Raw genomic sequence first — 12,794 nt, forward strand, 5'->3', positions numbered from 1 at the left:
GCTTTATCTAACTTGGGTGCAGAGGCTGTCTCAAATAAAAGCACTGACTCCAATTTAGGAAATACTAATCCAAGTGACGACTTTTATCCATCACAAAAAGCAGTGAAGAACTATGTAGACATGCAAAGTTCCAATTCAGGCATAGCGGATGTGAGTATTTCTAACGCAAAATTAGCCGGCAGTATTACTGCTACTAAATTAGTAGGAACAGATATTTCAACTGTAGGTACGATTACTGCAGGCAGATGGAATGGAACAGCCATTGATATAGCTAATGGTGGAACAGGTGCTACTAATGCTGCCGATGCGAGAAGCAATTTAGGATTAGTAATTGGAACAACTGTTTTAGCTCCCAATAGCTCGATTACAGCGGGTGCAAAAACAAAAATCACATACGACACAAAAGGATTGGTTACAGCCGGTGCGGATGCCACCACGGCTGATATCGCGGCAAGCACAAATAAGAATTACGTTACTGATGTACAGGCAGGTGTATTGTCTAATACATCGGGAACTAATACAGGCGATGAAACTGCTTCAACGATCAAAACTAAATTAGGAATCACAACATTAAGTGGCAACAATACAGGCGATCAAACTATCACTTTAACTGGTGATGTTTCGGGTTCTGGTACAGGAAGTTTTGCAAGCACGGTGAATAGTGTAGGAGGAGTAAGTTCCGCCACAATCGCCACATTGCCTACTAGTCTTGCATCGAATACAACAAACATTATAAGCAACACATCAGACATTGCAACTATTAATACAGCTTTAGTTACGAAAGCTCCTTTAGCTTCTCCTGCATTTACTGGAACACCTACTGCTCCAACACCAACTACTAGCGATAATTCTACAAAAATTGCTACAACTGAGTATGTAAAAGCTTCGATTACTGCTTCAAGTGCTGGATTAAGTTCTGTTGGTGCAATATCTGAAACATCAAATGCAAAAGGAGCAACAATAAGTAGTGGTACTTCTGAATTAATATTAACACCAGCGGATGCAACAAATGGAGGTATATTAACGAATGGAACACAATCAATAGCTGGATATAAAACTTTCGAGTCTCATATAAATGTGAAAGGTGAAATTAGAAGTGCAGGTACAGTAGCAATTAGAAGTGGTGGAAGTGGTCCAACTTGGGTAGGAGTTGGTATAGGAACGGGTAAAGGTGGCACAGGTTTATCTAATCCAGGAGCTGCTGGTAATATTTTAACTTCAAATGGAACTTTTTGGACAACTTCGGCGCCTGCAGCTGTTAATGCAGGAACACTAACTGGATCTACTTTAGCTTCTAATATTACAAGTTCAAGTTTAACTACTTTAGGTACAATTACAAGCGGAACTTGGAATGGAACTGCTATTGGAAGTAATGTGGGTGGAGCAGGAACAGTGAATGGATTAATGAAAGCAAACGGAACTGGGGTTGTAAGTGCTGCAGTGGCTGGAACAGACTATCAAGCACCATTAACAACTACACAAGTAGGTGTATTATCAAACACTTCTGGAACAAATACAGGAGATCAGACCATAACATTAACGGGTGATGTTTCAGGAACTGGTACAGGAAGTTTTGCAAGCACAGTGAATAGTGTAGGAGGAGTAAGTTCCGCCATAATCGCCACATTACCTACTAGTATTGCATCGAATACAACAAACATTATAAGCAACACATCAGACATTGCAACTATTAATACAGCTCTAGCTACTAAAGCTCCTTTAGCTTCTCCTTCATTTACTGGAACACCAACGGCTCCAACACCTACTACAAGTGATAATTCAACACAATTGGCCACTACAGCTTTTGTTAAGGCAAACATCGGAACAGCGAGTGCTGAAACATTATCAGGAACTTCACTTGCAAGTAATGTTGCGAATTCTAGTTTAACGAGTGTGGGTACCATAACTTCGGGTACTTGGAGTGGAACAGTAATTGGAAGTAATTATGGTGGCGCAGGATCTGTAACTGGTTTAATGAAAGCAAACGGAAGTGGGGTTGTGAGTGCAGCAATCGCTGGAACAGATTATCAATCCCCAATTACTGCTGCTTCTGCCACAGGACAGTATTTAACATCTGCTGCTGGTGGAACCTATACATGGACGTCTGCATCAGCTTCCACTGGTGTACCTTACGCAGGTGCGAGTGGGCCAGTTGACTTGGGGGCATATGATTTAAAAGTAAATGGGCTAACTATTGGAAGGAGTATCGGTTCTAATAATGCGTTGAATATTGCTATTGGAAGAAATGCGTTACAAAGTGTAACAACTTCAAATCAAAGTATCGGCATTGGTTATAATGCATTACAAAAATTAACTACTGGATATGGGAATACATCCATTGGTAGTGGAGCGTTGCCTGTAATAACAAGTGGTGGTGATAATGTGGGGATAGGGATGGCATCCCTATATAACAGTTTAACACCCAGCTATAATGTGGGTGTTGGTAACGAAAGTTTATATGGTTCAAATGGGAACTATAATACTGGTATTGGATATAAAGCTTTAAAAATGTCGACCATTGTTGCAAATAATATTGGAACAAATAATATTGGTGTTGGGTATCAAACTTTATCAACCTTAACATCAGGTAAATATAATACTGTTATTGGTAATAATGGCGGTACTGGTTTAACCACTGGTAATTATAATACAATTTTAGGTGTACAAACGGCAAATTTAAGTGAGGCGCTAAGTAATAACATCATTATTTCTGATGGACAGGGCAATGTTCGTGCCCAACATAATGGAACCACTGGTTGGACTTTAGGAACTATTACTAGCGGAACTTGGAGTGGAACTGCTATTGCTATTGATAAAGGTGGTACAGGATTAAGCAGCCCAGGTACTTCAGGTAACGTATTGACATCTAACGGTACAGGTTGGACTTCTTCGGCGCCTGCAGCAGTAGATGCAGGAACTTTAACTGGAACATCTTTGGCATCTACAATTATAGGTTCAAATTTAACATCTTTAGGCACTATTACTAGCGGAACTTGGAATGGAACTGCTATTGCTATTGATAAAGGTGGAACAGGATTAAGCAGCCCAGGTACTTCAGGTAACGTATTGACATCTAACGGTACAGGTTGGACTTCTTCGGCACCTGCAGCAGTAGATGCAGGAACCTTAACAGGAACATCTTTGGCATCTACAATTACAGGTTCGAATTTAACATCTTTAGGCACTATTTCCAGCGGAACTTGGAGTGGAACTGCTATTGCTGTTGATAAAGGTGGTACAGGCGCAACAACCAAAACTGCTGCATTTGATGGACTGTCTCCTATGACAACATCAGGAGACATTATTTATGGAGGAACAAGTGGAACAGGAACAAGACTAGGCAAAGGAACAGATGGTCAGGTATTAACACTAGCAAGTGGTTTGCCAACTTGGTCAACAGCTGCTGCATCAAGTGGTGGGGGATTAAGTTCCATAGGGGCTATATCAGGGACTTCAACTCCGAAAGGAGCAACCATAAATGGAACTACAGAATTGATTTTAACCCCAGCGGATACAACGAATGGCGGTGTGGTAACAACGGGAGCACAAATATTTGCTGGTGTTAAAACTTTTTCACCTACTGTAACAGCAACTGCAAATAATCAAATTTTATCTGGTTTAGATATCAATCCAACTTTCAATAATAGCACATTTACAGGTGTGAACAATTATGGCTTAAGAGTACAAGGTGTAGGAATTGGAACGGGGGGAGGAAATATGCCAGACAATACTGCAATTGGAAAATCTGCACTATATGCAAATTCTACTGGTGTAAAAAATACAGGAATTGGAGTTGATGCGTTAAAACTTAATAGAACTGGATTTAATAATACAGCGATTGGATATCAGGCAGCATCTGGGCAAGGCTCTCCTTCATATGTTACCGCAATTGGCTCAGGCGCTTTATCGGTAAGTACGGGATCAGATAATACTGCAATAGGGGCTTTTGCCTTACATAGAAATACTAGTGGAATAAATAATACAGTTGTTGGGACTTCTGCTTTGTCATTTAATAGAACGGGAAATAATAATGTTGTGATGGGTCATCAAGCGTTAGTAGCTTCTTCATTAAATTCCTCCGACGATAATACAGCCATCGGATTTAAGTCGATGTATAACAACATGACTGGAGGCACAAATACAATCATTGGTTCATTGAGTGGATTTAATAATACAACTGGAGCAGGAAATGCAAACTATGGGTATAAATCTCTTTATAACAACCAGGCAGGTAGTGATAACGTAGCATTAGGTAATAATTCAGGTTCACTTGCAGGTTCTAGTACTGGAGTGAGCTTAACCTCTTCTAATCAAAGTATATTTATTGGTAGTGGTACAAGAGCAGGAACAAATACTTCTACTAATGAAGTGGTTATCGGATATGGTGCAGTTGGAAATGGTTCAAATACAACAACCATTGGTAATAGTTCAACAACACAAACTTATTTACCAAGTGGTTTAACTATGGGTAACTCATTAGGTAGTGTAGATGCTACATTAACGCTACATCCAAATTCAACTTCTGCACAAGGCGGTTCCGAAGGCGGTCAACTTAATTTTAAGAAATCAGTTTCTACAAGTGCTTATGATTGGTTTATTGATCAATATGCAGATGGGAATGGGGCAAGATTAAGAATTTTACCTGGTAGAACGAGTCCAGAAAGTTATGGACTTGCTATTAGCGAGGATGGAAATATGGGTATTGGTTCGATTCCTAATGCAAGTTATAAATTGCATGTCGCAGGTGACATTAATGCTACTGGATCTGTCCGTGCTTCTGGTGTTGCTCTAAGTTCAGATTTTAGATTAAAAACAAATATAAGTAGCCTTAATAGTGCAATGAAAACTTTGAACTTATTAAGTCCAGTGAGTTATGATAAAAAAGTAAGCCTTGCAGATTCGGTTTATAGTAAACAAGAGCTTGGTTTTATTGCCCAAGAAGTTCAAAAAGTATTGCCTCAATTAGTGACTGAAGGAAAAGATAAGGATCGTTTATTGTCTCTAGACTATATCTCTATCATTCCTTTGTTAACCAAAGCAATGCAGGAGCAAGATGTGGTGATTAAGGATGCTCAAAAGGAAAATACAACATTAAAGAAGCAATTAGAGGAGCAGAAAAAACGCCTAGATGCCATTGAACAATTAGTGCAAAAATTATCTACCAATTTAAAATAAATTAACAAAAAATTGCACGCAATTAACATAGCATAGGCTATTAATGGCTTGCAATCTCACAAAAAGTTCATGAAATGATTATTTAAAAGCTTTTTGTTCCAAATATTGAGTGGGTGTCATTCCCGTTTCGGCCTTAAATGTTGCAAAGAAACCTGACCTAGAAGAAAACCCAGATTGCGTACCAATTCCATCCATTGATAGAGTTTCCGAAGTTCCTTGGTCCAAAAGTTCCTTAGCATAGTCTACCCGAAGTTTTGACCTATAGGCTGTAAATTTCATGTTTAATAGGATGGAAAAGCAATAGGCGATATGGTGCTTTGGAATATCCAGATTTTCTGCAATGTCCGCAATGTCAAATTTCTCCTTTAAAAATGGTTTATCTTTCTTTAAATAAGCTAAAATACGGTCGGTAGTTTCAATTAGGGGATCATGGAAATTTTCTAACCTGTTTTTTTTAATGTTTTTCGACTTTTTATCCAGGACAATGGGCATCCCATATACTATATTAGGGAAAAACACAAATAGTATCGTTGGCAATAAAAAGAAGGCAATACCTGATACTATATGCGCTGGCTTAAATTGAATTAAACCCCTAGAAACCGTAGTCTCAAACAAAAGCAGAGTTAAGATAAAGTAGCTGGTTGCAATAATAAATATTGTTGTAATTAGTACAAAAATCCAAATTCTCACAAATCTATACTGCCGAATTTTTATTTTAAAATGGTCAGATCTAAAAAAGAGAAAAGCACTGGCAATACTATAAATTATGACCAAAACTGGTCTGGAAATAATAGCTACAACCGGCGGATATAATACACCGCCACCAAAATATTTGATATTATTTAAATCTTGTATGATAAGTTTAGCCACCTCTAATTTGTTCTGAAACGGACTGAAAATGTAGAAATACATATTCGCAAATTGAATAAGGAAAGGCAAAAGATGCAAGTAGTCTTTCCAAGTATAAAATATCGACTTATCAGTTAAGGTGTTTCTAGTATAAAAATAGAGAAAAGGGCCTGGTAAATACCATAAGGGTGAAAAATTACTATAGAATATCGCCACCCAAAACGGACTAGACGATTCGGAAGAAAAATAATGAGCTAAACTATAGGTGGAAAAAATAATAAATATACCTGAAAGTAATAGTGCATTTTTATTAATACTCCAATTGTGAATAGCAATTACTATAGAGATAATAATCGAGTAAATAGATAAATAAAGAATCATTTATTTGAGCCAATGCTTAAATTAAAATATCAATTTTTTTGTCATACTATAACTAATAATATCAGCACAAAATAGGAAGAATATTTAAAAATCATCCCCTCCCCTCGCATAAATGTATTCAGAAGCTAAATTCTATGGGTTGACGGCCTCCCTTTATAGCTAAGCAGAATTCTTGAGTCTTTAGCATTTGTTAGCTCCATCCGTTCTAATTCACGACTTATTATATCAATTATAACGTACGATCATTTCTGTGTTAATAGAATTAAATAATTTGAATAAAAATAATAGTTACGGCCTTTACACCGTTGTGAATTATAAAAAGTTTTTATTTTTTATTGTTATTTTTAATAAATTGATTTGTCCTTTGATGATATTTCATTAATCTCTTAGTTGAGTTTACATAATTTTCATATTGTAGCCTTCCAATTTTAAAGACTGACATGATCTTAGCATGATTGTCTCTTTCATTGACAATTTGATCTAAAACCATTTAGCAAATTTAGTTGTACTATAATTTGAGTTGTATTATGGTCGTGGTTTTTAGGTGGTTATGGATAGGTTGTGTGCAAATTATGTGCGAACCACCCCCTCCTAAAATTGGTGAAAAAAAAGCTTTAGAAAAGAAAAAACCACCTAAATATTATTGTAAGTGGTTAATTTTCAAGCTCCCCTTTTAACGAAAGATGGAGCTATAATGCGTTGATGGAGTATCAGAAAATTAAAGGGTTAAACCTCTTGCTAGTTTACAAGATTTATTTATCTAGGCTTTATTTTGCTTTTATCGGTATCCAAATATCTTCTTCTGAAGAGGGGTCATTGTTTTTGTATTTTTCACCTAAAACTTCAAAATGAGCCCTACTGTCTAAATTATAGTCTGAATTAGGTAACCAAACAGTAAAAATATTTTGATAAAAACTGGAGATACTGGTGCTTAAACCTGTGTAATGAAAAACAGCATAAAGTCCACTCGACAATATAAAAGTCTCCATTACATCTGGTACATTATCGAAGCTTGCTACTTCTACTGTAGCCCACCTTTCAAATTCGTTAGTTGCTTTGAAGTCTACAAAATGTGTTGATGAGTATAAAACTAATGATATTAAATCATTAGTCAATTTGTTTGTTATTTCCTTCCTTCTCGGCATAAAATTCGCCCATAGTTCGCCAACCTTATAATCGGCATAACTCATGGTCATTCGTTTCCCGACCAATTTCTTTTCGTTTATAAATTCAATTATTGGACTCATTCTAGCTATTTCTGAAATTAAAGAAATAAAAAAGGGTTATACATACAAGTATAACCCTTTTTTATTTAGCCGCTCCCCCTTCCCATCGAAAGATGGAGCTATAATGATTTGATTGAGTATTTAAGTATCAGCAAATTAAAGGGTTAAACATCGTGTTAAATTCCAGGAAGTTTAATTACTTAGCAACCACCATTGCGAGGTGCACGTTTATAAATTACTTTACCATCTCGTTCTACATAGTCGCCTGCTACAATTGCATATGAATACTTGGGCGCCTTCGATACGCTATGGCTTCTTATGATTATTTTGTCGTTAACTTTCAGGCTATGTAGTTTCTCAAATTCATTTTTAAAATCTGGCCCAAAAGAAAGAAAATAGTCATCACTATTTATCCTTACCATCACTCCGAATCCTAATCTTGAGCCTAAGGGAAGAGAAAGAGAGGTTACAACTCCCTCCATATTGCTATAATTCCTAATGGACTTACTTATTTTAGTAGCGCTGGCATCCACTTTTTTACCTGCGGGAGATGCTTCCCACTTTTTGAATAGCATACCATCAGGGGTGGCCTCCCATTTTTTCAATTCAGCTTTCCTTTCAGCAGCAGAAAGAGGCTTTGAAATTGACTTTTTAGAAATTTCATTTCTTATTTCACTATTTGCAAATACCAATCCGCAAACCCCAATCAGTGGTAATATCAGCGCGTAAATGATTTTTTTCATACTTTTTGTCTTTGTTTCTTGAAAAACATTTTCACTATGACGATAAATCGAAAAATAAAGTTACAATTTAAATTATATGCTGCAAAAACTTTGTCTAACTCCCCTTTTCCTCGAAAGATGCCGCTATGAACCTCATATTTTTACATAACCATATTTAAATCAAATAGTTATAATTCATTTAAAAGTGAAGGATCTTATTCTTTATTAACGTATTCTTTACCCCAATTGTGCAATGAAATAATACTTGGCAGTAATTTTTGCCCTTTATCAATTAGTGTATATTCAACTGTAGGAGGAACCGTTGCAAACACCTCTCTTTTAATGATTCCATTCTTTTCCATATTCTTCAATTCCTTCACTAACATCCTTGTGTTAATTCCTTCGACACTTCTTTCTAATTCCTTGAAACGTAATTTGCCCTTTGATAAAATATAAATGATAGGCATTGCCCACTTTCCTCCGATAATCTCTAAAACATCTTTTAAGGAACAAGTATGTTCAGAAATTTTGATTTTTATTTCTCCCATAAGTCGCTGATTTTTAACATTGCTTTACATAGGGTTACTACTATACATTAGTGTAACTACTTTCAAAAGTAAAGTATTGAGTTTACATTTACAACAAAACAAAAAAATCTTAAAATGAAATTATTAGAAAAAACAATATTGGGTAATCTAAACCTTAAGAATAAAATGGTAATGGCTCCTATGACCCGCTCAAGAGCATCCATAAATGGTATTGTAGGTGATTCTACAATTTTATATTATACTCAGAGAGCCAGTGCAGGTTTAATTGTTAGTGAAGCCATTAACATTTCAGAACAAGCAATTGGAAGTCCGTTAACTCCTGGCATTTATACAAGTGAACAAATAGCTGCGTGGAAAAAGGTTACTAAAGCTGTACACGAAAATGGAGGTCTTATATATGCGCAATTGTGGCATACAGGCCGAGTTGGACATTCATTAGTAAAAAATGGGAATTTGCCTGTTGCACCTTCGCCGATTGCAATTGAAGGGCAGCAGCATTTTACAATGGCGGGACCAAAAGATTATGAAACCCCAAAAGAATTAACACTTGAAGAAATAACCGGTATAATTCAAGATTTTAAACAAGCGGCAATAAATTCAATTGATGCAGGATTTGATGGGGTAGAATTACATAGTGCATTTGGATATTTGCCTAATCAGTTTTTAGCAGAAAGTTCAAATCAACGTAATGACCTATATGGTGGCACGATAGAAAATCGAAATCGTTTTGTTTTAGAAATTATGAAACAAATGGTTGATGCTATTGGCGAAAATAGAGTGGCTATTCGACTATCGCCAACAAGTACTTATAATAATATGATACACAATGATATTATTGGACAATTTACAAGTCTAATAACTGAATTAAATAGACTACCATTATCCTATTTACACTTGATGAATGTTCCTTTTCCTGCCGACAAATTTCCTCAATATCCTACAAATAACATTGAAACATTTGGAAATATATCTAATCATCCAATCATAGCAAATTGTGGGTACACAATGGAAACAGGGGAAGAAGAATTGGAAAAAGGAGTAGCAAAACTCATTTCGTATGGTGCATTATTCTTAGCAAATCCTGATTTACCTAAAAGATTTGAACTAAATGCTCCGTTAAATCAACCCGATAGAGCTACAATGTATAGTGGGCAAGAAAAAGGGTACATAGACTATCCTTTTTTTAACTAATTGATTATATCTTTTAATAAATAAACCAACATAAAATGAACAGAATTCAAGCAATTTTAACATTAGATATGGATAATATTCCATCCAATTTTCAAGAAATTCTTGTCGAGGAAAAGAAAGTAGTTGAGCAATGGAAAACGAAAGGTGTTTTAGAACACCTCTATTTAAGGGAGCTAAAAAATGGTGCAGTTTTGATTTTTAAAAATGTAAGCGAAGATGAGGCAAAGGATTTAATGACAGAATTGCCTTTATACCAATTGAAAAAAAATGTGGAATATTTGAATTTGATACAGCAGTTTTAATTACTCTCTATTAAATCCTATCGGTAGGGGTATATAATTGAATAATGTTTTTTATGCTTTTGCAATTAATGTAATTAGATAAAAAAAGGGTCATACTATCAAAGTATAACCCTTTTACTTTTTTGTTGCTCCCATTTTCGACGAAAGAAACAGCTATAATGCGATGATTTAGTATGTGACTATTTGGAAATTAAAGGGCTGAACTTCGTACAATTTTGAAGGAGGTTCATTTCTTAATTTCCTTTTTGCAAAAATCGCAATATTTAATTTTTAAAATCAAGACTACCGCAGGGAACCATTACAACATCTGTACCGGCTGTAATCTTGTAATATAGTTTTTTATCTTTTAATATATATTCTGCCCTAACCGGCCATTTTGTTTTATGGATGAAAATTGCGCTGTAAAATAAATAATTTTTGAAAGGTGAAATTCTATTATTCAAATCATTTAATTGATCTGATTCATTATTTAAAAGAGATGGTATGCCCGTAAGACCATAATCGAACTCTTGCACTTTGTCAAGTGTCATATTTGACTTTGTAAAGGCAACTTTAGCGTACGATTCATTAGATTTAAAGGGAATGATTGTCGGAAATTTAATTTTTAAATCCAGAGGCGATGGTGCTTCATTACGTACATTAGTCCAAAAAATGAAATAATGGTACTCCTTTCCTTTATAGGAAACGATTCCACCTCCCTTAGGTAAACTATTTGTAATAATTGTTTTCTTTTGGGAGGAAGAGGTGTAAACAACTTTAGAATACTCCCAATTCCTATTTTGAACTGATTGCCCATACAAGTTTAACGAGAGAAATATCAGAAGGAAAGTAGAATACTTTTTCATAAAATCAAAAAAGGTTATACTATACAAGTATAACTTTTTTATTTTGATAGTGCTCCCCTTTTCAACGAAAGATGCAGCTATAATGCGATGATTAAGTATGTGACTGTTAGGAAATTGAAGGGTTGAAGGCTTTATAGCAATTCAATAACGGTGTTGATACTTTAGTTAAAGAAAAGGGTATGTAAATATCTACCTGGTGCAAAAATGGCAAAACTTCCTGCAATTATAATACCCCCAACATATAGCCTAATCATTGAATTTTTATGTGTTTTGACATCCCCTCTTTTAATTGCAAACCAAGCCTTTGGGACTGTATATATAGTTAGAATGCTCAGAAGGTGCAGTAGCCCAAAATGATTGAAAATCCTTTGACCTACTTGAGCTGGTATAAATAAAGTTAAGATGCCTGTTAATCCCATCAATATCATATACACCTTTCCAATTGTTTTGTGGAATTGGGTTCCTTTTTTTGCAAATATCAAATAGGTGCCAAATACGACACAGGGTAATATAATGCAGAGATGAATTAGTACGATTGGAGATGATGGGATAATCATAAGGTAGAAAATAAAAAAGGGTTACACTTTACAAGTATAACCCTTTTACTTTGATAGTGCTCCCAAGCCTGGACTCGAACCAGGGACCCTCTGATTAACAGTCAGATGCTCTAACCAGCTGAGCTAATAGGAACGCAGTTTTTGACCCATTTTTACTACCCTGTGCAAACTATGTGCAAACCATGACCTGGTTTAATAATTAGTTAATTGCTTGTTATTGTTCAAAATTTAATACCATAATCAATGAAACTGTAATATCCACTGGAGCTTAAAATCATATGATCTAACAATCAATATCCATATACATTGCAGCTTTCTTTACTTTCTTTGTTAAATTAATATCTGAATCAGAAGGTTTAAATTTCCTGATGGATGATTATGAGCTAATATAAGCCCTGTGGCAAGCGTTTTTAAGGCTACAGATAATATTAGTGTAACATCTGCAATAGTCCCTGTTATGCCTCCTTTTGAGAGTTGATAAGAGCCTATCACTTTATTTGCTCTGTTTAAATAAAGCACAACGAATTGTTCTTGTAATGAAATAGCGTCAGGGCTGAAGAGCATGTTTAAGATTTCAAATGCATCCTGAGAATTAGTGATTATTCTGGAGCTGATTAAACCTGGTTTATAGCTCACCTATATTTCTGATAATATATCTGTTGTCATGGGGGTTAAAATAAAAAACCCAGTGCTGATGGGCACTGAGGAGTTAATGAAGGGTCAATTTAGAATTTATGTTTTAATTAAAATAATTTCTTTTAGATTTTTATTAAAGAGTTAATTTTTATTTAAAATTTATAAGTTCTAAGCACAGATTAATTTAATTATATAATAATTTTATCAAGATAAAAAAATGTAACTATGGTTTTATTTTTTTTTTCATATTAAATAATTTGAAACTGCTTTATGCCTTATAAATAATTCAATTTCAATTATATGCAACTAAATAACGAGCTAGTATAATTCCATAATTAACCAGAAATATTGAATCAAAAACC

At 35.1% G+C, this 12,794-nt stretch carries 10 protein-coding genes and 1 tRNA gene; 3 read left to right on the plus strand and 8 right to left on the minus strand.

What is annotated here, in order from left to right; genetic code table 11:
* On the plus strand, positions 1–5,175 hold a 5,175-nt coding region (locus ACILQF_RS05060; RefSeq protein ID WP_395626328.1), incomplete at its 5' end, for a tail fiber domain-containing protein.
* A gap of 78 nt (positions 5,176–5,253) precedes the next feature.
* Here ACILQF_RS05060 and ACILQF_RS05065 read toward each other — a convergent pair.
* The 4 genes from ACILQF_RS05065 to ACILQF_RS05080 form a co-directional block, all read right to left on the minus strand.
* Entirely contained in the window at positions 5,254–6,405 is a 1,152-nt protein-coding gene (locus tag ACILQF_RS05065; RefSeq protein WP_395626329.1) for a helix-turn-helix domain-containing protein, read from the minus strand.
* A gap of 767 nt (positions 6,406–7,172) precedes the next feature.
* Positions 7,173–7,652 carry a GyrI-like domain-containing protein gene (locus tag ACILQF_RS05070; protein WP_395626330.1) on the minus strand — a complete coding sequence of 160 codons (480 nt, stop codon included), beginning with the start codon at positions 7,650–7,652 and terminating at the stop codon, positions 7,173–7,175.
* A gap of 179 nt (positions 7,653–7,831) precedes the next feature.
* Complete coding sequence (locus ACILQF_RS05075; protein WP_395626331.1) at positions 7,832–8,374, minus strand: hypothetical protein; 543 nt, start codon at positions 8,372–8,374, stop codon at positions 7,832–7,834.
* A 194-nt stretch (positions 8,375–8,568) separates the two neighbouring features.
* Positions 8,569–8,901 (minus strand): winged helix-turn-helix transcriptional regulator, encoded by a 333-nt coding sequence (locus ACILQF_RS05080; protein WP_395626332.1) that lies wholly within the window; start codon positions 8,899–8,901, stop codon positions 8,569–8,571.
* 114 nt (positions 8,902–9,015) lie between these two features.
* On the opposite strand from ACILQF_RS05080, the gene ACILQF_RS05085 reads away from it, so the two are divergent.
* Both ACILQF_RS05085 and ACILQF_RS05090 read left to right on the plus strand, forming a co-directional pair.
* A complete protein-coding gene (locus ACILQF_RS05085) occupies positions 9,016–10,092 on the plus strand; it encodes an alkene reductase (protein WP_395626333.1) in 1,077 nt (358 codons plus the stop codon).
* A gap of 35 nt (positions 10,093–10,127) precedes the next feature.
* Positions 10,128–10,394: a hypothetical protein gene (locus ACILQF_RS05090; RefSeq protein WP_395626334.1), complete on the plus strand. Its 267-nt coding sequence runs from the start codon at positions 10,128–10,130 to the stop codon at positions 10,392–10,394.
* Positions 10,395–10,657: 263 nt separating this feature from the next.
* Here ACILQF_RS05090 and ACILQF_RS05095 read toward each other — a convergent pair whose 3' ends face one another.
* From ACILQF_RS05095 to ACILQF_RS05110, 4 genes are all read right to left on the minus strand, one after another.
* A complete protein-coding gene (locus ACILQF_RS05095) occupies positions 10,658–11,239 on the minus strand; it encodes a hypothetical protein (RefSeq protein ID WP_395626335.1) in 582 nt (193 codons plus the stop codon).
* A gap of 161 nt (positions 11,240–11,400) precedes the next feature.
* Positions 11,401–11,796, minus strand: coding sequence for a DUF2306 domain-containing protein (locus ACILQF_RS05100; RefSeq protein ID WP_395626336.1), 396 nt, complete (start codon positions 11,794–11,796; stop codon positions 11,401–11,403).
* A 57-nt stretch (positions 11,797–11,853) separates the two neighbouring features.
* Positions 11,854–11,930, minus strand: a tRNA-Asn gene (locus ACILQF_RS05105).
* 196 nt (positions 11,931–12,126) lie between these two features.
* Positions 12,127–12,432, minus strand: coding sequence for a JAB domain-containing protein (locus tag ACILQF_RS05110; protein ID WP_395626337.1), 306 nt, complete (start codon positions 12,430–12,432; stop codon positions 12,127–12,129).
* Positions 12,433–12,794: the final 362 nt, after the last annotated feature.

Source organism: Daejeonella sp. (genome assembly GCF_044232565.1).
In the GTDB taxonomy this organism is placed as follows: Bacteria; Bacteroidota; Bacteroidia; order Sphingobacteriales; family Sphingobacteriaceae; genus Daejeonella.

Coding starts and splice junctions, on each gene's coding strand:
- ACILQF_RS05065 (WP_395626329.1), bottom strand. CDS start 6,405: ATGATTCTTTATTTATCTATTTACTCGATTATTATCTCTATAGTAATT.
- ACILQF_RS05100 (WP_395626336.1), bottom strand. CDS start 11,796: ATGATTATCCCATCATCTCCAATCGTACTAATTCATCTCTGCATTATA.
- ACILQF_RS05070 (WP_395626330.1), bottom strand. CDS start 7,652: ATGAGTCCAATAATTGAATTTATAAACGAAAAGAAATTGGTCGGGAAA.
- ACILQF_RS05095 (WP_395626335.1), bottom strand. CDS start 11,239: ATGAAAAAGTATTCTACTTTCCTTCTGATATTTCTCTCGTTAAACTTG.
- ACILQF_RS05080 (WP_395626332.1), bottom strand. CDS start 8,901: ATGGGAGAAATAAAAATCAAAATTTCTGAACATACTTGTTCCTTAAAA.
- ACILQF_RS05075 (WP_395626331.1), bottom strand. CDS start 8,374: ATGAAAAAAATCATTTACGCGCTGATATTACCACTGATTGGGGTTTGC.
- ACILQF_RS05090 (WP_395626334.1), top strand. CDS start 10,128: ATGAACAGAATTCAAGCAATTTTAACATTAGATATGGATAATATTCCA.
- ACILQF_RS05085 (WP_395626333.1), top strand. CDS start 9,016: ATGAAATTATTAGAAAAAACAATATTGGGTAATCTAAACCTTAAGAAT.